The sequence below is a fragment of the Enemella dayhoffiae genome (assembly GCF_002250625.1).
GTDB lineage: Bacteria > Actinomycetota > Actinomycetes > Propionibacteriales > Propionibacteriaceae > Enemella > Enemella dayhoffiae.
Genome location: NZ_NMVQ01000046.1, coordinates 57,502 through 79,816, shown reverse-complemented (window position 1 = coordinate 79,816; position 22,315 = coordinate 57,502). Strand labels below are relative to the sequence as shown.

The window sequence follows — 22,315 nt, the reverse complement described above, 5'->3', positions numbered from 1 at the left end:
CGAGCGATCGGACGCCGCCTCGGTCCGGTTGTGGAGTCATCATTCGGACGACACCGGATCCCCACCCTCGGTGACATCGACCCCGCCCCGGGGGCCTCCCCGACCGGCTCAGTCGTTGACACCCAGCGTGCGCGCCTGCAGTTCCTTGCGCTCGGTCTCCAGCGACAGCAGCTTGGCGAACATCTGGTTGTAGACCGGTTGCTGCTCGACCGGGTTGGTGCGCTGCAGCCGCGACTTCAGGTCGGCGATCTGCCGGTTGGCGGTGAGCAGCTGCAGCTTGGCCAGATAGGCCGCGACGTAGTCCTGGTCTGGTTCGTGCAGCAGCGGTTCCACCGACAGCGCCACCACCAGCTGCGCCAGCTCGGGAGAGCTGGCCGCCTCGCGCACCCGCTGGCTCCAGTCGACCCCGGACTGCTGCTGTTCGGTGGCCTGGTGGCAGGCCCCCAGCACCGCGGCGTACGCCGGATGCGTGAAGTCCTCGGGCCGCAGCCGCAGCCAGGAATCGCCGAACAGCGCGGGATGCTGCAGCAGCAGCTTGACGGTGTCCCGCTCCACCACGAGGCGTCGTTCGCGTGGGTCGGGCCACGGCATTCCCTGCTGACGTGGGGTTTCGGCCGGTTCGGTCGGCAGCTCCGGCTCGGCCTCGCCGCGGCGACGCCGGTCGGCGGCGCGGGCGAGCTCACGGCGTACCTCGTCGACGTCCATGCCGATCATCCCGGCCAGCTCGCGGGCATAGCCGGACACCAGCGAGGTGTCGCGGATCGAGGAGACCAGCGGTGCCGCGGCGCGCAGCGCCCCGAGCCGCCCGTCGGCCCGGTCGAGGTCAAACTTGGACAACACGTTGCTCATCACGAACCGATAGAGCGGCACCCGGCGTGCCACCAGCTCCCGCACCGCGGCCTCACCGTGGGCGAGCCGCAGGTCGCACGGGTCAAGGCCGGTGGGTTCGATCGCCACGTAGGTCTGGGAGATGAACTTCTGGTCGAAGTTGAACACCTTGAGCGCCGCGGCCTGGCCGGCGGCGTCACCGTCGAAGGTGAAGATGATCTCGCCGGTGAACGCGTCGCCGCCCATCAGCCGCTGCAGGGTGCGCGCGTGGTCCTCGCCGAAGGCGGTGCCGCAGGAGGCGACCGCGGTGTCCACCCCGGCCAGGTGTGCGGCCATCACGTCGGTGTAGCCCTCGACCACCACCGCCTGGGCCTTCTTGCCGATCTGCTGGCGGGCCAGGTCGAGACCGTAGAGCACGTGGGATTTCTTGTAGACCGGGGTTTCCGGGGTGTTGAGATATTTCGCCGGCATCCGGTCGTCGTCGAAGATGCGGCGCGCGCCGAAGCCGACCACCTGCTTGGAGGAGTCCCGGATCGGCCACAGCAGCCGACCCTGGAAGAAGTCCCAGCCGGACTCCCGGGCCAGCCCCGCCTTCACCAGGTCGGATCGGGAGAATCCCTTGCCCTGCAGGAATCGCTGCAGCTCCTTGCCGCCGCGCGGGGCCCAGCCGATGCCGAAGTGCTCGGCCGCCGACCGGTCGAATCCTCGCTGGGCAAGGAATTGTCGTCCGGCCAGGGCGTCCGGGCTGGTCAGTTGGTCGGAGAAGAAGTCGGCAGCGGCGGCGTTCGCCTCCAGGATGCGGGTGCGCAGGCCGGGTTCGGCCCGGGGGGCGCCGGGGCCGTCCACATGACGCAGTTGTACGCCGACCCGGTCGGCCAGGTTTTCCACGGCCTCGCTGAAGGACAGGTTGTCGTGCTTCATCAAGAAGGTGATCACGTCACCGCCCTCGGAGCAGCCGAAGCAGTAGTAGAACCCCTTGCTCGGGGTCACCTGGAAGCTGGGCGTCTTCTCGTCGTGGAACGGGCACAGCCCCTTGAGGGAACCGCCGCCGGCGTTGCGCAGCGCCACGACCTGACCGACCACCTCTTCGATCCGGGCACGGCTGCGTACCTCCGCCACGTCCTCCTCGTTGATCCTGCCTGCCACGGGCGCAGTCTATGCGGTGGCGCGGACGCCCCCACACTCACAGCAACCGCACAGACACCGCACAGGCCGCGGCCGGGTCGATCGGTCAGATTTGGTGTCACCAAACGAACCGATCGAGCGAACCTGACGAGCGAGGCCGAGATGACCGACCCGAACACCGAGAACGACCGCTATGTCCGCGCCGTGCACGACCGCGGGCTGGGCTTCGACCTGGGCACCCTGAACCGCCGGCGGGCGCTGCTGCTGTTCGGCGGCGGCGCGGCCGGGCTGCTCGGGCTGGCCGGATGCGCACCTCAGCAGGTCGCCAGTGGCAGCACCGCAGCCGCCGACACCACCTCCACCTCGACGACCGGGAGCACCGCGGGCTCCGGCAGTGCGGGCACCGCAAGCACCCAGTGTGTGACGGAGGTGCCCGACGAGACCGCAGGCCCATATCCGGGTGACGGCTCCAACGGGGCGAACGCGCTCACCCAGAGCGGCATCGTGCGCACCGACCTGCGCTCCAGCTTCGGCGGGCCCAGCGGGGTGGCTGCCGGCGTACCGCTGACCATGGAGCTGACCGTGCTCAACCTCGCCCAGGCCTGCCGGCCGCTGGTCGGTGGGGCGGTCTATCTGTGGCACGCCGACCAGCTCGGCCAGTATTCGATGTATTCCAGCGCGATCCGCAACGAGAACTATCTGCGCGGGGTGGCCGAGACCGACGGCAACGGGACGGTCCGCTTCACCACCATCTATCCCGGCTGCTATGACGGGCGCTGGCCGCACCTCCACTTCGAGGTGTTCGGTTCCCTGGCCGCGGCCACCTCGGGACGGCGGCAGATCGTCAAGACCTCCCAGATCGCGCTGCCCGAGGACGCGTCGCGGGCCGTCTATGCGAGCACCGGATATACCCGCTCGACGAGCAACCTGGACCGCACCAGCCTGGGCCGGGACATGGTGTTCCGAGACGACAACGGGGCCCGGCAGTTGGCAACGGTGACCGGGTCGGCGAGGGACGGCTATGTCGCGAAGCTCACCGTCGCGGTCAACTGACGCTCAGTCGACGGGGCGACGCCGCTCCACCCGGTCCAACACCTGGGGATCGGCACGGAACACGATGTGTTGCACGTGGCCGTCGGTGACCGCGAAGTCGAAGGCGACCCGGGTGACTCCCTGGTGGATCCAGGCGGCCCCGGCTCGCCCGTCGAGCAGGGTGGGCAGGGCGGCTTTCGCTGCACCGTTGAAGAATCGGGCGACGGCGTCGCGGCCCTCGATCCGCTCGGGGGTGCCCGCGGCGACCGCGTCGGCGTCACCGAACACCACCACGTCGGGGGCGAGCAACTCGAGCAGCCGACCGAATTCGCCACGGCGGGCGGCGTCGAGGAAGGCGTCCACCACCTCCCAGTCCGCACGGTCGGCCGGGTCGGGCACGCTCACCTTGGCCCGGGCCCGGGAGGCCAGCTTGCGGGCGGCGACCGGCGTACCCCCGAGGATCGCGGCGATGGTGTCGAACCCGATGCCGAAGCTGTCGTGCAGCACGAACGCCACCCGCTCGCTGGGGGTGAGTCGGTCCAGCACCACCTGCAGGGCGATCCCGACGGTCTCGGCCAGCGCCACCTCCTCGGCCGGGTCCGCGGTCGTCTGATCCGGGCCCGGCTCCGGCTCCTCGGTCGGCAGCGGCGTACGCGCCCGCAACCGGTCGAGGCACAGCCGAGTGGTCACCGTCGTCAACCAGGCGGGCAGACTGTCGATCGGTTCGGGGGTACGCCGCAGCCGCAGCCACGCCTCCTGCACGATGTCCTCGGCCTCCACCGGGTCACCGAGGACCCTGGTCGCGATCCGGACCAACCGAGCTCGTTCGGCGTCGAACTGCTCCGCCCGTGCATCTGAGTCCACCATCTCCGGCCCCCTTCGTCTGCTCCTGCCATCCTGACGAACCACCTGGAGCGAATGTGACAACCCCGGGACACCGGAACTTTCCTGCTGACGAAGGGGAAACTTCCGTCGATCGGGAGCGGACAACTCCCCCGCCGGGTCCTAGGTTCAAAGGCACCCCAACGAGGAGTCAGCCTGATGAGCAACCCGACCACCATCCAGCATCCCCGCCTGAGCCGCCGCGCCCTGATCGGCGGAGCCGCGGCCGTCGGCATCACCGCCGCGCTCGGCGTCGGTGGCGCCACGGCGTACGCCGCCGTCTCGCGCCCCCGGATCTACAGCACCCGCGAGTGGGGAGCCCGCCGGCCCGACCGGGAGCTCACCACGCTCGGTTACCGGCCGACCTATGTGGTCATCCACCACACCGCCGGGCCGAACAGCGCCGACACCTCCCAGGCCCACGCGTTCTCGGTGGCCCGCTCGATCCAGAGCGATCACATGAGCAAGGGGTGGGGTGACTCCGGCCAGCAGTTCACCATCTCCCGCGGCGGGGTGATCATGGAGGCCCGGCACGGCAGCCTGGCCGCCGCGATCGGCGGAAAGACCTTCATCGAGGGCATCCACGCCCCCGGTTCCAACCGCACCGGGATCGGCATCGAGAACGAGGGCACCTACACCAGCCAGCTCCCGCCCGCCGCGCAGCGCAAGGCGCTGGTTCAGTTCGTGGCCTGGCTCTGCCAGCAGTACAAGATCCCCGTCTCGCACATCATCGGCCACCGCGAGTCGCACGGGTCGAGAACGGCCTGTCCCGGCGACCAGTTCTATGCCGACCTGCCCCGCCTGCGGGCCGAGGTGGCCAGGGCGATGGGCAGCATCCAGCCGCCCCCTCCCCCGCCGCCGGCCACCGACTCCTGGCCGGTGCTCAAGCAGGGCAGCACCGGACTCGCCGTCCGCGTCGCCCAGCAGCTGCTCCGCCACCACCGCGCCTCGATCGAGGTGGACGGCTCGTTCGGCCCGGCCACCAGGGCGGCGGTGATCGCGTTCCAGCGCGGCAACGGCCTCGCTGCCGACGGTGTGGTCGGCCCCGCCACCTGGCCGCGGCTGGCCGTGACCGTCCGGCAGGGTGCCACCGGCGACCTGGCACGGGCGGTCCAGCTGGCGCTGAACGCCGGCGGGGCCAAGATCGCGGTCGACGGCTCCTTCGGCCCGGCCACCCTGGCCGCGGTCAAGGCGTACCAGTCGCGGGAGGGGCTGACCGCCGACGGTGTCGTCGGCCCGCTCACCTGGCGCTCGCTGGTCGCCGGCTGACCCAGCGGTCCAGGCGTACGCGCGGTTCGCGCGCACACCGCGTGGCTTCGACAGGCTCGGCCACCGTTCACCGCGGTGTGCGCCCTGTCGTGAGGTGCCGGGAACCTCAGCGCGTCAGGCGCCGGGTCTCAGGGGTTGCGGTCGATGCCCTGCGGGAGCTCGTCGACCGGCCAGGCGAGCACGCGCACGGCCGTGTCGAAGGCGTACCGGTCGGTCATCCCACCGATCCAGGTGACGGCCGCACGGACGGCCTCGGGGCTGCCGGGGTCGGCCGCGTTGCCCCCGGGCACCTCGCGCGGGCGGACGGCGTAGTGCTCGGTGAGCGCCCGCAGCAACCGGACCACGGCCTTCGCCTGGGCCACCGATTCGGGCCGGGTATAGATGCGTTCGTAGTTGAACGCCCGCAGCCCGGCGAGCGCCTGGGCCGGCTCCGGGGCCATCCCGACCTGTCCGGTCTGGTGGACGCCGTCGATCACCGCGTGGACGAAGGTGCGCAACTGGTCGCGTCGGGTACGCCCACAGACCGCGGCCACTTCGGCGGGGATGTCCGACTCGGCGACTATTCCGGCGTGCACGGCGTCCTCCAGGTCGTGGGCGCAGTAGGCGATGCGGTCGGCCCAGGACACGATCTCGCCCTCGACCGTGCCGGGCGCCGGCCGTGACCAGGAGTGGTTGCGGATCCCGTCCAGGGTCTCCGCGCACAGGTTGAGCGAGGTGAGCACCACATCCGCCCCCCAGGGTCCGTGGTCATAGCCCTCGGGGATGTAGTGGTCGAAGGCGTCCTCCGAGGCGTGCCCGCCGGGCCCGTGACCGCAGTCGTGACCCAGCGCGATGGCGTCCACCAGGGCCACGTTCACCCCGATCCCGCGGGCGATCGAGGTCGCCACCTGCGCCACCTCCAGGGCGTGCGTCAGCCGGGTGCGTTCGTGATCGGCCGGGTGCACCACCACCTGGGTCTTGCCGGCCAGCCGACGGAACGCGGTCGAGTGCACGATCCGGTCGCGGTCCCGCTCGAAGCAGGTCCGTTCGGGGTCGGGTTCCTCCTCGCGGGCCCGATTGCCGGCTCCCCTGGCCAGCGTCGCGCCGGGGCTGAGCAGCTCGGCCTCGCGGGCCTCCCGCTCCTCGCGGCCGTGTCGGCCCCGCATCTGGACCGGGGCGTCCGAATCGCGGTGGGCGCGGACCAGCGGGCCGGGCGTACCGTCACCGGAGGTGGAGTGGCCGGCCATGGTGGCGGCCCATTGCACGGCGCGCGGCAGTGGCTCCGACATCAGTTCTCCTCGGCGGTTCGGGGCTGCTGCCGACGCTACTGCACCGTTCCCAGCACCGCTCTCGGGGTGGGAGGGCGCGTACGCCGAAACCTCCAGAATTACCCGAATCTCCCCCCTCGCCGGTTATCGTCTACCAGATCCAGCAGAGGAGGACGGGGATGAACCAGTCTCGGCGACGCCACCACGGCGTGCCGCGTACCTCCCGTGCCATGGACACCCGAACCCGACCGCACCGACCCCTCGCCCGGCCGTTGATGCACGGTGGCCGCCGCCTCAGCGGGCTGGCCCTGCGTCCCGATCGTCGGCAGCAGGCGGGCACCGCGGCGGTACTGCCGGTGCGCAGCGAGCGGCTTGTCGCGGGTGACCGCAGCCGACGTCGGATGATCGGCTTCGCGCTGGTCCAGGCCTGCACCCTGGGCAGCATTCTGCTCGGCCTGGCGGCGATCCTGCTCTCCTCGTCGGGGCGGATGACCGAGGCGCGCGCCTGCCTGCTCGGCTGCATTGCGCTGGACGGACTGGACGGGACACTGGCGCGACGCTTCGGGGTGTCCACTCCGTTCGGCGCCCAGCTGGACTCGCTCGCCGACATGGCCTCCTTCGGCATCGCCACCCCGCTGGTGACCTATTTCTGGCTGGCCGATCGTGGCCCCGCCTGGATCGTCGGCGGCGGCTGCATCGCCATCTCGCTGGCCGCGGCGGTCCGGTTGGCACGGTTCAACGTGACCCCCTACAACAGCACCTGGTTCCAGGGCCTGCCCACCACCATCGCCGCGCTGATCCTGATCGGCGCCAGTCTGGCGGTGCCCGAGCTCGACTTCGTGACGGCGATGGTCATGGTGCTCGGCTGCGCGGCGGCGATGGTGTCGCTGCTGCCCTACCCGAAGCTGAACCAGATGCTGCGGATCCGCACCTGGCTGCTCAGCCTGATCGGCGTCGGCGCGATCATCAGCATGCCGACGGTCTTCCTGGCCGTGATCGGCACCTTCCTGCTGATCGGCCCGATCCTCGGCCTCTGGTACCGCTTCGCCGAGGAAGACGCCCCCACCTTCCTCGAGTAGCCGTCGCCTCCGGTTCAGCCCGCGGAACTCCAGCGGGCGATCACCGTGGAACCCCCGCGTACCACCGCTCCCTTGCTGACGACCGCCTCGGCGGCGTCTGCGGGCAGATAGACGTCGGTACGCGAACCGAAGCGGATCAGGCCATACCGCTCCCCCTTCGCCAGCACCGAGCCCCGCCCGTGCCGGACGACGATCCGGCGGGCCACCATTCCGGTCCGCTGGGTGACCCCGACCCGGCCGCGCCGGGTCTGCAGCACGACGGTCCTGGCGACGTTGTGCTCGGCGGCCGGCTTCATCGCTGCGGCGTACCCGCCCTCGTTGCGGTCGATCACCTCGACCACCCGCCCGGCGACGGGGGCCCGGTTGATGTGCACGCTGAAGATGGACAGGAAGGTGGCGATCCGCAGCCACGGCCCGGGGCCGAGGTGCTCGTCGGACTCGAGCCGCTCGACCTTCAACACCTTGCCGTCGACCGAGGACACCACCGCGTCCGGGTCGGCAGGAATCTGGCGGACCGGGTCGCGGAAGAAGGCTGCCCCGGCCACCCCGGCCAGCGCCGGCAGCAGCCAGAGCCGGCGGGCTGCGCCAGTGGCACGGCGGGTGGCCAGGGCGGTCACCCCCGCCAGTACGCCGGCACCGGCGGCCACCGCGATCCCGTCGCGGTCGATCCCCATTCCCGGCCACAGTCTGGAAGTCGTCGGCACGGGGGCGGCGACGACCTGCTCCGCCTCCTCATCGGCGACCTCGGTGAAGCGCAGGTGGTGCGCCCACGACGGCGGCACGTTGCCGAGCACCAGGTCGGTCCGATAGCGGTAGCGCCTGAGCTGTTCGTCGAGGAAGGCCGAGTGCCCGCCGCCGCGCCCGACCAGGCCGGTGAACGCGTCGCGCAGGGTACGCAGCCAGGCGTACTCGATGTAGGTGCAGGTGCCACCCGGCCGCAGCACCCGGCGTACCACCTCGAAGATCTGCTGGGTCACCTCCTCGCCCAGCGTGTTGAACGGTACCGACACGATCGCCACGTCGAACTCGGCGTGCTCCTTGGCCAGGTCGCGTACGTCACCGGTGATCACCTCGCAGCGATCGGCCACCGCCCGGAAATCGGGTTCGGTGCGGAAGCGCTCGCGCAACACGTCGGCGTACTCAGGGATGAGCTCCACACAGGTGAGCCGATCCTCCGGTCCCATCGCTCGGACCACCTGCGCGGTGATCGGCCCCACCCCCGGACCGACCTCGAGGATCCTGGTCGGTGCTCCCCCACGCCGGATCAGTTCGGCGGCCATCGACCGCGACGCCGGCGCCGAGGTGGGCAGCACCGAGGCGACGCTCGCATAGTTGGCGAGGCTGTGCTGCAGGAACAATCGGGCGTGGCCCATTCAAACTCCCATGGTTGACGTCCCGGGCAACCCTAGCGGGGAACAGCGAAGGGCCGTCGGACTCAGCAGCCCGACGGCCCTTCGACTCGTCGCTGGCGCTCCTCGCTCAGGGAGCGTGTGGCTTCGACAGGCTCAGCCACCACGCGCGCGAGGCGGCGCCTCCAATCACAACTTGACGCAGACGTTCGAGGTCTCGGTATAGAACTCCAGACCGTGTACGCCGCCCTCGCGGCCGATGCCGGAGTGCTTCATGCCGCCGAAGGCGGTCCGCAGATCCCGCAGGAACCAGCTGTTCACCCAGATGATGCCGGCCTCCAGCTGCGGCGCGACCCGGTGCACCCGGGACACGTCCTGGCTGAAGAACGTGGCCGCCAGCCCATAGTTGGTGTCGTTCGCCAGCTTGATCGCCTCGTCCTCGTCGGAGAACGGGATCAACCCGGTGCAGGGGCCGAACACCTCCTCGCGCATGGTCCGCGAATCGTGCGCCAGACCCTTCCAGATCGTCGGCTCGACCCAGGAGCCGCCGTCGCGCTCATCGCCGAAGCTGGGCGCGCCGCCACCGTGCAGCACCTCCGCGCCCTCGTCCTGGGCCAGCTTGTAGTAGCTGATCACCTTGTCCCGGTGCTCGTCGGAGACGACCGGGCCGAAGGTGGTCTCCTTCTCGTCCGGATAGCCGTACTTCAGCTTCTTGGCGTACTCGACCAGACCGTCGGCGAACTCGTCGAACACCGACTCGTGCACATAGATCCGCTCGGTGCCCAGGCAGACCTGGCCGGTGTTCAGGAACGACGCGCGTCCGAGCTCGTTGATTGCCACCTCCAGATTGGCGTCGGGGAACACGATGCCCGGGTTCTTGCCGCCCATCTCCATCGAGGAAGCCTTCAGCGTCGGGGCGACGGCCTTGAGGATGTGGGTGCCGGTCACGGTCTCACCGGTGAAGGTGATGCCGTCGACGTCGGGGTGCGAGGTGAGCATGGCGCCGGTGTCGCCGTAGCCGTGGATGACGTTGTAGACACCCTCGGGCACGCCGACGGAGTTCATCACCTCACCGAGCAGGGTGGCGGTCGACGGGGTGACCTCCGACGGCTTGACCACCACGGTGTTGCCGCAGGCGAGCGCGGGCCCGACCTTGAACGTCATCAGCAGCAGCGGCAGGTTCCACGGCGAGATGACCCCGACCACCCCACGCGGGCGGCGCAGTCCATAGTTGAGCGCACCGCGACCGTCCGGGGTGGCCATCGGGAAGGTCTCGGTGGCGTGCTCCTTGAGCACGTCGGCGAACGCCTCGAAGTTCGCCCCGCCGCGCGGGATGTCGACGTGCCTGGCGGTGGCGTACGGCTTGCCGGTGTCCAGCACCTCGGCCTCGAGGAAGTCGTCGAAGCGATTGCGGACGCCCTCGGCGATCGCCTTCACCATGGAAGAGCGCTCGTACACCGACAGCTTGCCCCACGGCCCGGACAGTGCGGCACGGGCGGCGGCCACGGCGGCGTCGACCTGCTCCTGGCCGGCGCGGTGCGCCTTGGCGGTGACCTCGCCGGTGATCGGATAGAGCACGTCGAAGGTGCTTCCGGTCTCCACGTATTCGCCGTTGATGAAGTTCGGCAGCTGCCGAACGGTGATTTCCTTGCGATTGCTCACGTCAGTTGCCTTCCGGATTCTGCTGCTGGGATTGGGATTTCTGGGATTCTGTTGCACGGGTACGCCGTTCGGCGCGTTCGGCGAGGGTTTCGCCGCCAGCCGCGAAATGCGTCGGCGGCACCTCCCGAAGGATCACCCGCACCGACTCGCGGGGGCCCACCTCGGTGTCCACGATCGCGTCGGTGAGTGCGGTGATCAGGCGGCGCAGCTTCTCGGGGCTGCGCCCCTCGGCAAGGGTGACCTCGATCAGCGGCATCAGTTGGCTCCGTGGTCGGAGGTCGGGTACCCGCCCTCGATGGTGATCTCGCCGAGGGTGGAGAACCTGACCTCGGTACGCCCACCGGGCGGGGCGAAGACCGCGTCGGTGATGCCGCCGGTGAGCACGATCCAGCCAGCCTCGATGGCCAGGCCGCGGCGGGCCAGGTCGTTCGCGGCCAGCGCCAGCGCCTCACCCGGGTGCCCCTGCACGTCCTCACCGGTGCCGGTGTAGACGAGCTCGCCGTCGGAGTAGACCTCCACCTTCTCGGCCTTCAGGTCGATCTCGTCGGGGCTGACCTTCTTGTCGCCCACCACGAACGCGCCGGAGGACGCGTTGTCGGCGATCACGTCACCGGCCTTGAACCGGAAGTTCTTGTAGCGGGAGTCGATCACCTCGGCGCCGCAGGAGATGGTGCCCACCGCGGCCATCGCGGACTCGCGGGTGACCCCGGGGCCCTCGAGCCGGTCCTTCATCACGAACACGATCTCGGGCTCGATCCGCGGGTGGATCAGCTTGGCCTGAGGGACGGGCTCACCGGGCTGCAGCACCATGTCGTCGGTCAGCCAGGCCACGAACGGGGCGTACACACCCATCCGCTTCTGCTTCGCCTCACTGGTCAACCCGAGCTTTACCCCGATCAGCTCCTCGCCGCGCGCCAGCCGCTTGGCCAAGTTGGCATCCTGGATCCGGTAACCAGTGTCGACGTCGAGCTCGGGCCATTCATCGGTGAACGGTTCGCGGTCTCGTCGCTCGGCCTCGCACGCGAGCAACTCCTCGGCGACGCTGGTCTCATCCCACTTGGCCACAGATCCTCCTCGTTGAAGGGCCGGACATCCGCAGTGCCCCGCGGATCCGGCGCTATCGGCACTTCGGCCGCTCAGGTACCAATCTAGGCTCCCCTCGGGTGGCCCTGCGAGGCATGTTCCGGGGATAGGAACGAGCGCATCAGATGGGTTGGCGGCGGGCCGTCGACAGTTCGTTGGAGATCCGCGTCGCTGCGTGCTGGAGCAGTTGCAGCAGCAACGCCTGGCGGCGTTCCACATCCTCGGTACGCCCGAAGAAGGACACCGCGGCCACCGACTCCCGGCCTACGTCGAGCACCGGCACGGCCATCGTGGTCACTCCGTCATAGGACTCGTCCCGGCTGATCGCGAACCCGCGCTGGCGCACCTCCAGCAGTGCCTGTTCCCAGTCGGCCGCCGAGCGCACGGTGTTTCGGGCCCGGGGCGGAAAACCGGCCTCGACCCGTGCCCGGGCCAGCGGGTCGTTCCAGGCGGCCAGCGCCTTGCCGGAGCTGGACACGTGGGCCGGCAACCGCCGACCCGACTCGTTCAGCCCCACCCCGGTCGGCCCGGCCTCGATCCGTTCCACGAACACCACGTCCGAGCCGTCCGGGACCGACAGGTTGACCGTCAGCCCGGTCCGCCGGACCAACTCCTGACAGACCGGCAGGGCCACCTGCCGCAGGGTGGAGCGGACCTGGGCGAGGTGACCGAGCTCGAACAGGTGCAGCCCGAGGCGATAGCGCCCGGTCTGCGAGCTCTGCTCGACAAACCCGCGGCTGCGCAGGGTGGACAGCAATCGGTGCGCGGTCGACTTGGCCACGCCCATCCGCCGGGCCAGGTCGGAGACACCCAGCTCGCCGTCGACGGCGAAGCACTCGAGCAGGTCGAGCGCGGCCGCCACCGAACGCAGCCCCTCACCGTCGGTGGCAGGCTTGGGCGTGGTGGTGTGCCACCCGTCCTCCTGCCGATCCATGCGCCGATTCTAGGCACACGGTCGACCTCTGGACAGCTGGTCATCGAACCGCGGCGGCCCCCGCGGACGCCACGTCGGCATCCTCCTCCGCCGATCCACCGGAGACCCCAATCGCCCCGATCAGCTCATCCCCCGCCTTGACGGGTACGCCGCCGCCGAAGACGACCAGCCGGTCCCGGTGCGGGAAACCGAGCTCCAGCGCGGGATCGCCGGAAATCGCCCCGTGCCACTGCGAGGTGGGCAGGCCGTTTCCGGCGATCACGGTCCACGCCTTGTCCTGGGCGATGCTGACACTGATCAACATCGCCCCGTCCATCCGCTCGAAGGCGAGCAGGTGACCGCCGGCGTCGACGATCGCGATGTTCACCTGCACCCCCATCTCCTCGGCCCGGGCGAGCGCGGCGTCCATCGCGGAGCGCGCGCCGGCACGGGTCAGGGTCTGCTGGCTGCGGAGGTTGTCGGACACGGGTTCTCCTTGTCGGGTTGGATTTCTGCGGTTGCGGCCTAGGTCAGGACGCTGGTGAACCGCTCGTTCAGCTCGCGGGCGTGACAGAAGATGCCCTTGCCGATCTGGTCCGCGGTCCAGGTCACCGTGGGTCGATCCGGATAGGCCAGGTAGCCGCCGGCGAACACCTTATTGCGGTTGCCCGCCGGGCGAAGAAATAGACCGTCTGGCCGCGGGTGATACCTCGCCGGGCGAGGCCGATGTCGATCGGCACATCGTCCACCGACATCAGGTCGGACGACCCCCACCAGGTGGCGCGGGAACGCCTCCGGGTTGTGCGTGCCGACCTCGGTGCCCACCTCGGTCATCTGGTGATAGACCTCGAACAATTGCTCCGAGGGGGTGAAGATGCGCAGGCCGCCGGCGACCTCCTCGACCTCACCGTGGGAGAAGCGTTCGGTCGCACACCGAAGCTCTGGCAGCGCTTCTCGATGTCGGCGATCTCGTTGGCGGCGGACCTGGTCTCATGGAGACCGAGCGTGTTCGCGTAGTGGTGCCTGGCCTCGGCCAGGTCGGTGACCCGGTCATGTACGTAGCCCATGCGCATGACGCCCATGAGAACTCCTTCGGTAGCGGTGACAGGTGCTGCCGGGTCAGGCCGCCGGTGGGTGCAGCAGCGGGTTGGTCACCCGCAGTGCGGACTTCATCAGAGTGATCCTGATGTCACCCTGAGGGACCGCCCGGCACCCGAGACAGACGTTCTCGTCACGTTCCTCGAGTGAGAGCGCACTCTCGGCCACCGGCCGGTTGTGCTCGATCTCCCCCTCAGTCACCTGCACCTTGCAGATCCCGCAACCGCCACGTCGGCAGCCGAGAAGGTAGGTGTACCCGTTCTTGTTCAGCGCAGCCATGACGGTTTCGCCCTCGGCCACCGGGACCTCGACACCATTTGGATCCACCGTCAACTTGGGCACAACCCCCACCTTTCGAACCCCGTCGTCCTGTCATGCTCGGTCCAGCATCGCGGTGGTCGGCGATCCTGGAAAGGGGGCGTTCCCCACACCGGAACGTACTACTACTATGCGGCGTAGTTGTCAGGAGTTCTGGTGAGAAAGTGCCTCAGCCGCCGGAATCGGATAGCTCGGCACCGGCCAGGTCGAGCTCCATCCCCGAGGTGTCGTCGAGCCACCCCTCGGGCATCACGACCTTCTCCCGCGGGGTGCCCTGCCTGCCGCGCGGGCTGCCGATCTCGGCCTCCGGGAACGGCTGGTCGAGGTCGAGCCGGGCGAACCAGGCGTCCAGCTCCGCCAGCGAGGAGGCCAGGCCGAGGCCTCGGCGCACCTCTCCCCCCACCGGATAGCCCTTGAAGTACCAGGCGATGTGCTTGCGCAGGTCGGTCACCCCGCGCTGCTCCCCCATCAGCTCGCTGAGCAGCTCGCCGTGCCGGCGTACCGTCGCGGCCACCTCGCCCAGGGTCGGCCGAGCGCGCCGGTGGTGCCCGGCGAACGCGTCGGCCAGGTCGCGGAACAGCCACGGCCGGCCGAGACAGCCGCGGCCGATGACCACCCCGGCGACGCCGGTGTGGCGGACCATCGCCAGCGCCGTCTCGGCCTCCCAGATGTCGCCGTTGCCGAGCACCGGGATGTCCACGGCGCCGACCAGTTCGGCGATCGAGTCCCAGTCGGCGGTGCCGGAGTAGGCCTGGGACACGGTGCGCCCGTGCAGCGCGATCGCGGCGCAGCCGGAGTCCTCGGCGATCCGTCCGGCGTCCAGGTAGGTCAGGTGGTCGGCGTCGATCCCCTTGCGGGTCTTCATCGTCACCGGTACGCCGTAGGGCTCGGCCGCGCGGACGGTCGCGGTGAGGATCGCGCGGAGCCGGTCGCGTTTCCACGGGAGTACGCCACCGCCGCCCTTGCGGGTCACCTTGGGCACGGGGCAGCCGAAGTTGAGGTCGACGTGCCCGACGCCGAACTCGCCGCAGAGGAGCTCGGTCGCCTTCGCCATGGTCGGCGCGTCGACGCCATAGAGCTGCACCGAGTGCAGGCTCTCCCCCGGATCGAACGCGAGCATCTCCAGCGACTTGCGGTCGCGTTCGACCAGCCCGCGCGAGGTGATCATCTCGCAGACGAACAGCCCCTTCCGCCCTTCACCTGCCGGGCCACCCGCCTCGGCCTGCTCGCGACACAGCTGCCGGTACGCCGCATTGGTCACCCCGGCCATCGGCGCCAGCACCACCGGGGTCTCGCTGACCACGGCCTGGCCACCGGGGGCGCGCAGGCGCAGCGGCCGGCTGAGCACAGCGGTATCGGTCACGTCACACCTCCACGCTCGGAGCACGGGAATCGGGCCCACCAAGTCTAGACCGACCGCACCCCAGCCACAGACAGCACTTGTGCAACGACCGTTCACCAGTTGCTCATCTGTCCGACACCGCGTGTTACGGGGTTCACGCCACGATCCGGATCGTGAGCGCGCAGGTTTCCAACAGGTCAAGGATGGATCCCCATCCGGACCGCGTCCGGCGCCCGCGCCGACAACGGCTCGACGCCCGCGAGGTGCTGCTGGCCGCGGCGCTCCTGCTCCCCAACCTGGTGCTGCTGGCCGTGTTCACCTATCGCCCGCTGCTGGACAACATCCGGCTCTCCTTCTTCAACTGGAACATCTCCTCCCCCTACGCCACCTTCATCGGGATCGAGAACTACCAGGAGTGGGCCGGCCGCGCCGACACCTGGCAGGTGCTCTCCAACACCGCCATCTTCACCCTGGTCACGGTCGTCGGATCGATGGCGATCGGGCTGTCCCTGGCGCTGCTGCTGGACCAGAAGCTGGTCGGCCGTGCCGCGGTCCGCTCGATGGTGTTCGCGCCGTTCGTGATCTCGGGGGCCGCGATCGGGGTCGCCTTCCAGTTCGTCTTCGACCCGTCGTTCGGGCTGATCCAGGACCTGCTGCGCCGCGTCGGGCTGACCCCGCCGGACTTCTACCAGAACGCCGGTTGGGCCCTGTTCATGGTCACCGCGACCTACATCTGGAAGACCGTCGGCTACGTCTTCGTGATCTATCTGGCCGCGCTGCAGGCCCGGCGCTCCGAGCTGGACGAGGCCGCCGAGATCGACGGAACCTCACCGTGGCGCAGATTCTGGCGGGTCGTCTTTCCGCAGCTGCGGCCGACCACCTTCTTCCTGTCGGTCACCGTGCTGCTGAATTCCATGCAGGTGTTCGACATCATCAACGTGATGACCCGCGGCGGCCCCTACGGCACCGGCACCACGACGATGGTCTATCAGGTCTATCAGGAGACCTTCGTCAACACCCGCGCCGGCTACGGGGCCACGGTAGCCACCATCATGTTCCTGATCCTGCTGATGATCACGCTGATCCAGGTGCGGCTGCAGGACAGGCAGGACTGAGATGGCGGAGAACTCCTCGACCCGCCGCGGCACGCTGGGGCGTACCCTCGGCTATCTCGGACTGCTGGTCACGGTGCTGATGATCCTGGTGCCGATCTATTTCATCGTGATCACCTCGCTCAAGGAGCGGCCCGACATCTATGCCCAGCCGGTGACGTGGCTGCCGAATCCTTTCACCGGTGCGAATTTTGTGACGGTGATGACCGAGGTGCCCTTCCTCAACTACCTGGTCAACTCGATCGTGATCACCACCGCGCTGACGATCGCCAAGGTGACGCTCGGGGTGATGTCGGCGTACGCCCTGTCCTTCCTGCGCTTCCCCGGGCGCAACCTGCTCTTCATCGTGGTGATCTCGGCGCTGATGGTGCCCAACCAGATCACGGTGATCTCCAACTACGCCCTGGTCGCCCAGCTCGGCTGGCGCAACACCTTCCAGGGGATCATCATCCCGCTGGCCGGGGTGGCCTTCGGCACCTTCCTGCTGCGCAACCACTTCGGCTCACTGCCCACCGAAATCATCGAGGCGGCGCGGATGGACGGCGCCGGTCCGCTCAAGCTGCTGTTCCGGGTCGTGCTGCCGATGTCGTGGCCCACCCTGATCGCGTTCACGCTGATCACCATCGTCAACGAGTGGAACGAATACCTGTGGCCGTTCCTGATGGCCAACAACGACAAGGTCGCCCCGCTGCCGGTCGGGTTGACCCTGCTGCAGAACAACGAGGGCCTGACCAACTGGGGCCCGGTGATGGCCGGCACCGTGCTCACCATGCTGCCGATCCTGGTCATCTTCCTGGTGCTGCAGAAACAGATGATCAAGGGCCTCACCGCCGGCGCGGTCAAGGGCTGACCGCACACGACTTCAACCGTCCCCGATCCCCGCACCACAAGGAGAACCATGCAGATCAACCGCCGAAACTTCCTCACCCTGGCCGGTGGCGTCGCCGCCGCCACCACCCTCACCTCCTGCGCCGGCACCGGTTCGGCTCCCGTCCAGAAGGGCGAGGAGGGGGTGATCAAGTTCTGGTCCAACCACCCGGGCAAGTCGAAGGAGATCGAGCAGAAGCTGATCGACGCCTTCGTCGCCGCCAACCCCGGCACCAAGGTGGAGCTGGTCGACGCCGGCGCCAACTACGAAGAGGTCGCCCAGAAGTTCAACGCCGCGCTCACCGGCGGCGACCTGCCCGACGTGCTCGTCGCCTCCGACGTGACCTGGTTCAACTTCGCGCTGAACAAGGCGATCACCCCGCTCGATGAGCTGTGGAGCCAGGTCGGGGTGAAAGCCGACGACTACATCGACACCCTGCGCGAGGACTACACGTTCAACGGCAAGCACTATGCGATGCCGTACGCCCGCTCGACCTGCCTCTTCTACTACAACAAGGACATGTGGGCGAAGGCCGGGCTGGAGGACCGCGGACCGACCACCTGGCAGGAGTTCGACCAGTTCGCCAGCAAGCTGCAGCAGGCCAACGGCAACGTCGCCCCGCTGACGGTGTCCAACGGCACCAACTACCTGGACTGGTACTTCCAGGGGATGATCTGGACCTTCGGCGGAAAGTACTCCGACAAGTGGGACATGAAGTTCAGCTCCCCGCAGTCGCTGGAGGCCGGCAAGTTCCTCGCCTCGATGTCCAAGGCGAACAAGATCAAGGTGACCAAGGACCCGACGAACGAGTTCGGCACCGGCCTGTCCGCCGCCCTGCTCGAGTCGACCGGCTCGCTCGGCGGCCTGATCAAGCAGGCCAAGGTGAACTTCGGCACCGCCTATCTGCCCGGCCCGAAGCCGGGCTGTCCGACCGGTGGTGCCGGCTTGGCCGTGCCTGCGAACATCTCCGACGAGCGCAAGAAGCTGGCCGTGAAGTTCATCGACTTCATCACCAACGCCCAGAACACCGCCACCTTCACCCAGGCCACCGGGTACATGCCGGTGCGCAAGTCGGCGATGCAGGACCCCTCGGAGCAGAAATACCTGCAGGGCGAGCCCCGGGCGATGACCGCCATCAAGCAGCTGCAGGAGAACACCGGGCCGCAGGACTACGCCCGGGTGTTCGTTCCGGGTGGCGGTCGTCGAATCGGTGAGGGTCTGGACAAGATCACCACCGGCGGCCAGGACGTCGCCGCCGTCTTCGCCCAGCTGGACGAGGACTCCAGGAAGACCTACGAGCGCGACATCAAGCCGAAGCTCTGACCGGTACGCCCGGGGCCCACTCCTGCCCCGGGCGGACACCCGCCGGCGGCCACGGGCCACCGGCCCAGCTCACACGGACAACGAAGGACCCACCATGGCAACGGTCAGTTTCGATCAGGCCTCACGCATCTTCGAGGCCGGCAGCCGTCCCGCCGTGGACGCTCTCGACCTGGAGATCACCGACGGCGAATTCCTTGTCCTGGTGGGACCCTCGGGCTGCGGCAAGTCCACCAGCCTACGGATGCTGGCCGGGCTGGAGCCCACCGATGAGGGGCACATCCGGATCGACGGCAAGGACGTGACCGGCGTACGCCCCCGCGACCGCGACGTGGCGATGGTGTTCCAGTCCTATGCGCTCTATCCGAACATGACGGCCCGGCAGAACATGGCGTTCGCGCTGGAGAACCACAAGTTGTCGCGCAGGGAGATCACCCAACGGGTCGACGAGGCGGCGAAGATCCTGCAGCTGCAGGAGTTGCTGGATCGCAAGCCGGGCAAGATGTCCGGCGGCCAGCGGCAGCGGGTGGCGATGGGCCGGGCGATCGTCCGCCAGCCGGCGGTGTTCTGCATGGACGAGCCGCTTTCCAACCTGGACGCGAAACTTCGGGTTTCCACCCGCTCCGAGATCGCCGCCCTGCAGCGCCGCCTCGGCATCACCACGGTGTACGTCACCCACGACCAGACCGAGGCGATGACGATGGGCGACCGAGTCGCCGTGCTGCTGGACGGCCGGCTGCAGCAGGTCGCCTCGCCCGAGGAGCTCTACAACCAGCCCCGCAACACGTTCGTGGCCGGCTTCATCGGTTCACCGGCGATCACCCTGATCGACGGACTCGAGGTGCGCGAGGGAGCAGCAATCCTCGGCAGGCATCGGTTTGCGCTGCCCGCCCGCGCCCACGCGGCGACGGTGACCTTCGGCGTACGCCCGGAATCGTGGCAGCTGGTGGGTGAGACCGAACCCGACGCGATCGCCCTGCAGGTCGACCTGGTGGAGGCGCTGGGTTCGGAGTTCTTCGTGTACGCCACCCCGCGGATCACCCAGGACGAGGCGGCCTCCGTCCGCCAGGACCGGATCACCGTCCGGCTGGACAAGCGGACCCGCCCGCAGATCGGTGACGTGCTGCACGTACGCCCGCTCGCGGATGAGCTGCACTTCTTCGACGGGGACAGCGGGCTGAACCTGGCGGGCCGGGACTGATCCGGGCCGTGACTCCCGGCTGCCACATCTGGTCCCTTCCTGCGACTCGAGGCGCAGATCTGGACCAGGAGACCAGCCTCTCAGCCGCTGGTGTCGATCCGCTCCTTCGAGATCCGGAAGCCCCGGTCGGTGCCGTCGACGCCGCAGCGCACCTCGGTGGTTCGTGATTCGCAGCGATAGCGGCCGACGGTGAGCACCTGCCCATAGCCGAGCACCTTCGGGTTCTGCCCGATGAAGAAGCCCTGGTTGACGCAGTCCTTGTGCACCGGTGAGTTGTCGTCCGAGCCGAACCACGCGCCGGGCGCCAGGGAATCGGGCTTGTTGCACTTCGGCAGGGTGGGGATCACCTGGTCGGACTGGCATCCCACGGTCTGCACGTCGCTGCGCGGTTGGATGGCACAGAAGATGTTTCCGCTGGGCGACTTGAAATAGTACGCCCGGTCGACCCGGTAGCCCTCCGGATCGACCGGCCCGGCGGGCGCCGCTCCGCCACTGGGCGTTCCGGACCGGCCAGAGGTGGGCGTCGCGGCGCGCGAGCCGGTGGATGCCGCCGCGGACGGACCGCGGGACGGCTGGGGCGTACCCGAGGGGGTGGCGGCCGGGGCGCTGGAGGTGGCGGGAGCGCTCGCCTCGGGCAGCGGCGCGGGGGCGGACGGGGTGGCCGGGGTCCCCTGCGCCGAGCACCCGGCCAGCAGGAGCAGCGCCGCCAGGGCCGGGAGTTTCGTTCGCATGGCTCATCATCCCCCGGCCGCAGGGTCAGCGAGAACCCCTCAGCAGCCGATCAGTCGCTGGGCCAGGTAGCTCTCGACCTGGTCCAGCCCCACCCGCTCCTGCGCCATCGTGTCGCGGTCGCGCACGGTCACCGCGTTGTCCTCGAGGGTGTCGAAGTCGACGGTGATGCAGAACGGCGTACCGATCTCGTCCTGGCGGCGATAGCGGCGCCCGATCGCCTGGGCGTCGTCGAAGTCGACGTTCCAGTGCTGCCGCAGCTGCTTGGCCAGGTCGCGCGCCTTCGGCGAGAGCGCCTCGTTGCGCGACAGCGGCAGCACCGCGGCCTTGACCGGGGAGAGGCGACGGTCGAGCTTCAGCACGGTGCGGGTGTCGGTGCCGCCCTTGGCGTTGGGGGCCTCCTCCTCGGCGTACGCGTCGACCAGGAACGCCATCAGCGAGCGCGTCAGCCCGGCCGCCGGCTCGATCACATACGGGGTCCAGCGCTCGTTGGCCTGCTGGTCGTAGTACTGCAGCTGCTTGTCCTTGCCGGAGTGCTGACCGTGCGTGGTGAGGTCGAAGTCGGTGCGGTTGGCGACCCCCTCCAGCTCCCCCCACTCCGAGCCGACGAAGCCGAAGCGGTATTCGATGTCGACGGTGCGCTTCGAATAGTGCGACAGCTTTTCCTGCGGGTGTTCATAGAGCCGCAGGTTGTCGGCGTCGATGCCGAGGCCGGTGTACCAGCCCATTCGCTCGTCGATCCAGTACTGGTGCCACTCCTCGTCGCTGCCCGGCTTGACGAAGAACTCCATCTCCATCTGCTCGAACTCGCGGGTGCGGAAGATGAAGTTGCCGGGCGTGATCTCGTTGCGGAACGACTTGCCGACCTGGCCGATGCCGAACGGCGGCTTCATCCGGGCTGCGGTCATCACGTTGGCGAAGTTGACGAAGATGCCCTGGGCGGTCTCTGGCCGCAGGTAGTGCAGGCCGGACTCGTCCTCGACGGGTCCGAGGAAGGTTTTCAGCAGCCCGTTGAACTGCCGCGGCTCGCTCCACTGATTCTTGGATCCGCAGTGCGGACAGGCGATCAGCGCCATGTCGACGTCGTCGGGGTTGGCGATCCCCTTCTTCTCCGCGTACTCCTCCTGCAGGTGGTCCTCACGGAACCGCTTGTGGCAGGACCTGCACTCGATCAGCGGGTCGACGAACGCCTTCAGGTGGCCCGAGGCCTCCCACACCTTGGTGGGCAGGATGACCGACGAATCGAGCCCGACGATGTCGTCGCGGGAGGTGACCATCGACCGCCACCACTGGCGCTTGATGTTCTCCTTCAGCTCCACGCCGAACGGCCCGTAGTCCCACGCCGAACGGGTACCGCCGTAGATCTCGCCACACGGGAAGACGAACCCGCGGTCCTTGCACAGGTTGATGACTTTGTCGAGCTTGCTGGTCGGGGCCACGTCTCTCCTCCTCGAATGGTCGTACGCCGTGGCGGACGACCCACGGGCACCCGGCTGGCACCCGCTTCTGGTCCATCGCACAGGCTATCGGACTTTCACCGCCGGCCGAGCCCGTCGAGGCCTCAGCTGCCGCGCGGCCGGTTCTCCCCCACCGCGTCGGAGGCGTCGTACGCCGACGGCTCGTCGATCGCCTGACTGAGCAGCGGGACCACGATCAGCTTCGACTCCATGCCCCCGAGGGCGCGGCGATAGGAGCCGACATCGCGCCAGCGGGTGACCAGCACCCACAGGTCGGGCTCGTCCAGGTTGCGACCCACCTCGGCGTCGACGAACCCGTCCCTGCCGCTGAGCAGCTCGACCACCGGCGCCAGCCGCGCCTCGAACCCGGAGCCGGCCCGGAAACGGTTCACCACGATCAC

General features: G+C 69.0%; 23 protein-coding genes. 8 read left to right on the top strand and 15 right to left on the bottom strand.

All coding sequences use genetic code 11. The features are described from left to right. Positions 1–108: 108 nt before the first annotated feature. Entirely contained in the window at positions 109–1,974 is a 1,866-nt protein-coding gene (gene dnaG, locus CGZ93_RS16935) for a DNA primase (RefSeq protein ID WP_094365327.1), read from the bottom strand. Between the two features lie 141 nt (positions 1,975–2,115). On the opposite strand from dnaG, the gene CGZ93_RS16930 reads away from it, so the two are divergent. Next, a complete protein-coding gene (locus CGZ93_RS16930) occupies positions 2,116–3,006 on the top strand; it encodes a dioxygenase family protein (RefSeq protein WP_094365326.1) in 891 nt (296 codons plus the stop codon). Positions 3,007–3,009: 3 nt separating this feature from the next. Here the strand turns inward: CGZ93_RS16930 and CGZ93_RS16925 are convergent, their stop codons facing one another. Next, positions 3,010–3,852 (bottom strand): sigma-70 family RNA polymerase sigma factor, encoded by an 843-nt coding sequence (locus CGZ93_RS16925; RefSeq protein ID WP_094365325.1) that lies wholly within the window; start codon positions 3,850–3,852, stop codon positions 3,010–3,012. A gap of 174 nt (positions 3,853–4,026) precedes the next feature. On the opposite strand from CGZ93_RS16925, the gene CGZ93_RS16920 reads away from it, so the two are divergent. Continuing rightward, on the top strand, positions 4,027–5,136 hold the full coding sequence (locus CGZ93_RS16920) for a peptidoglycan recognition protein family protein (protein ID WP_212753661.1): 1,110 nt from the start codon (positions 4,027–4,029) through the stop codon (positions 5,134–5,136). A gap of 128 nt (positions 5,137–5,264) precedes the next feature. Here the strand turns inward: CGZ93_RS16920 and CGZ93_RS16915 are convergent, their stop codons facing one another. Next, the gene (locus tag CGZ93_RS16915; RefSeq protein ID WP_094365324.1) at positions 5,265–6,404 is read right to left on the bottom strand and encodes an HD domain-containing protein; all 1,140 of its coding nucleotides are present in this window, start codon (positions 6,402–6,404) and stop codon (positions 5,265–5,267) included. Positions 6,405–6,562: 158 nt separating this feature from the next. Between CGZ93_RS16915 and CGZ93_RS16910 the strand changes: the two genes are divergently transcribed. Next, on the top strand, positions 6,563–7,462 hold the full coding sequence (locus CGZ93_RS16910) for a CDP-alcohol phosphatidyltransferase family protein (RefSeq protein ID WP_094365323.1): 900 nt from the start codon (positions 6,563–6,565) through the stop codon (positions 7,460–7,462). Between the two features lie 14 nt (positions 7,463–7,476). Here the strand turns inward: CGZ93_RS16910 and CGZ93_RS16905 are convergent, their stop codons facing one another. The 7 genes from CGZ93_RS16905 to CGZ93_RS20170 all read right to left on the bottom strand — a co-directional run bounded on the left by CGZ93_RS16905 (position 7,477) and on the right by CGZ93_RS20170 (position 13,123). Further along, the gene (locus CGZ93_RS16905; protein WP_094365322.1) at positions 7,477–8,835 is read right to left on the bottom strand and encodes a phosphatidylserine decarboxylase; all 1,359 of its coding nucleotides are present in this window, start codon (positions 8,833–8,835) and stop codon (positions 7,477–7,479) included. A 165-nt stretch (positions 8,836–9,000) separates the two neighbouring features. Then, complete coding sequence (locus tag CGZ93_RS16900; protein WP_229117549.1) at positions 9,001–10,473, bottom strand: 2-hydroxymuconic semialdehyde dehydrogenase; 1,473 nt, start codon at positions 10,471–10,473, stop codon at positions 9,001–9,003. Between the two features lies 1 nt (position 10,474). Beyond that, on the bottom strand, positions 10,475–10,729 hold the full coding sequence (locus CGZ93_RS16895; RefSeq protein ID WP_094365321.1) for a tautomerase family protein: 255 nt from the start codon (positions 10,727–10,729) through the stop codon (positions 10,475–10,477). Further along, positions 10,729–11,538 carry a 2-keto-4-pentenoate hydratase gene (locus CGZ93_RS16890; RefSeq protein WP_229117548.1) on the bottom strand — a complete coding sequence of 270 codons (810 nt, stop codon included), beginning with the start codon at positions 11,536–11,538 and terminating at the stop codon, positions 10,729–10,731. The genes CGZ93_RS16895 and CGZ93_RS16890 overlap by 1 nt, the downstream gene beginning before the upstream one ends. A gap of 139 nt (positions 11,539–11,677) precedes the next feature. Beyond that, positions 11,678–12,490 (bottom strand): IclR family transcriptional regulator, encoded by an 813-nt coding sequence (locus CGZ93_RS16885; protein ID WP_094365319.1) that lies wholly within the window; start codon positions 12,488–12,490, stop codon positions 11,678–11,680. A gap of 40 nt (positions 12,491–12,530) precedes the next feature. Beyond that, positions 12,531–12,956 carry a GlcG/HbpS family heme-binding protein gene (locus tag CGZ93_RS16880; RefSeq protein ID WP_229117547.1) on the bottom strand — a complete coding sequence of 142 codons (426 nt, stop codon included), beginning with the start codon at positions 12,954–12,956 and terminating at the stop codon, positions 12,531–12,533. Positions 12,957–12,994: 38 nt separating this feature from the next. After that, entirely contained in the window at positions 12,995–13,123 is a 129-nt protein-coding gene (locus tag CGZ93_RS20170) for a hypothetical protein (protein ID WP_267489750.1), read from the bottom strand. 72 nt (positions 13,124–13,195) lie between these two features. Here CGZ93_RS20170 and CGZ93_RS19655 point away from each other — a divergent pair, with 72 nt between their 5' ends. Beyond that, positions 13,196–13,486, top strand: a complete 291-nt coding sequence (locus tag CGZ93_RS19655; RefSeq protein WP_094365318.1) for a hypothetical protein — start codon at positions 13,196–13,198, stop codon at positions 13,484–13,486. A 102-nt stretch (positions 13,487–13,588) separates the two neighbouring features. Here CGZ93_RS19655 and CGZ93_RS16870 read toward each other — a convergent pair whose 3' ends face one another. Next, a complete protein-coding gene (locus CGZ93_RS16870; protein ID WP_176451817.1) occupies positions 13,589–13,909 on the bottom strand; it encodes a 2Fe-2S iron-sulfur cluster-binding protein in 321 nt (106 codons plus the stop codon). 145 nt (positions 13,910–14,054) lie between these two features. Beyond that, complete coding sequence (dusB, locus tag CGZ93_RS16865; RefSeq protein WP_407643958.1) at positions 14,055–15,233, bottom strand: tRNA dihydrouridine synthase DusB; 1,179 nt, start codon at positions 15,231–15,233, stop codon at positions 14,055–14,057. Between the two features lie 197 nt (positions 15,234–15,430). Between dusB and CGZ93_RS16860 the strand changes: the two genes are divergently transcribed. The 4 genes from CGZ93_RS16860 (at position 15,431) to CGZ93_RS16845 (ending at position 19,728) form a co-directional block, all read left to right on the top strand. Next, a complete protein-coding gene (locus CGZ93_RS16860; RefSeq protein WP_094365315.1) occupies positions 15,431–16,342 on the top strand; it encodes a carbohydrate ABC transporter permease in 912 nt (303 codons plus the stop codon). A gap of 1 nt (position 16,343) precedes the next feature. After that, positions 16,344–17,189, top strand: a complete 846-nt coding sequence (locus tag CGZ93_RS16855; RefSeq protein ID WP_094365314.1) for a carbohydrate ABC transporter permease — start codon at positions 16,344–16,346, stop codon at positions 17,187–17,189. Positions 17,190–17,237: 48 nt separating this feature from the next. Then, positions 17,238–18,530: an ABC transporter substrate-binding protein gene (locus CGZ93_RS16850; protein WP_094365313.1), complete on the top strand. Its 1,293-nt coding sequence runs from the start codon at positions 17,238–17,240 to the stop codon at positions 18,528–18,530. Positions 18,531–18,624: 94 nt separating this feature from the next. Beyond that, a complete protein-coding gene (locus CGZ93_RS16845) occupies positions 18,625–19,728 on the top strand; it encodes an ABC transporter ATP-binding protein (protein WP_094365312.1) in 1,104 nt (367 codons plus the stop codon). A gap of 80 nt (positions 19,729–19,808) precedes the next feature. On the opposite strand, the gene CGZ93_RS16840 is transcribed toward CGZ93_RS16845, so the two are convergent. The 3 genes from CGZ93_RS16840 to CGZ93_RS16830 all read right to left on the bottom strand — a co-directional run bounded on the left by CGZ93_RS16840 (position 19,809) and on the right by CGZ93_RS16830 (position 22,315). Continuing rightward, entirely contained in the window at positions 19,809–20,459 is a 651-nt protein-coding gene (locus CGZ93_RS16840; RefSeq protein ID WP_094365311.1) for a hypothetical protein, read from the bottom strand. 39 nt (positions 20,460–20,498) lie between these two features. Continuing rightward, positions 20,499–21,896 (bottom strand): glycine--tRNA ligase, encoded by a 1,398-nt coding sequence (locus CGZ93_RS16835; RefSeq protein ID WP_094365310.1) that lies wholly within the window; start codon positions 21,894–21,896, stop codon positions 20,499–20,501. Between the two features lie 122 nt (positions 21,897–22,018). Beyond that, the gene (locus CGZ93_RS16830) at positions 22,019–22,315 is read right to left on the bottom strand and encodes an antibiotic biosynthesis monooxygenase family protein (RefSeq protein WP_094365403.1); all 297 of its coding nucleotides are present in this window, start codon (positions 22,313–22,315) and stop codon (positions 22,019–22,021) included.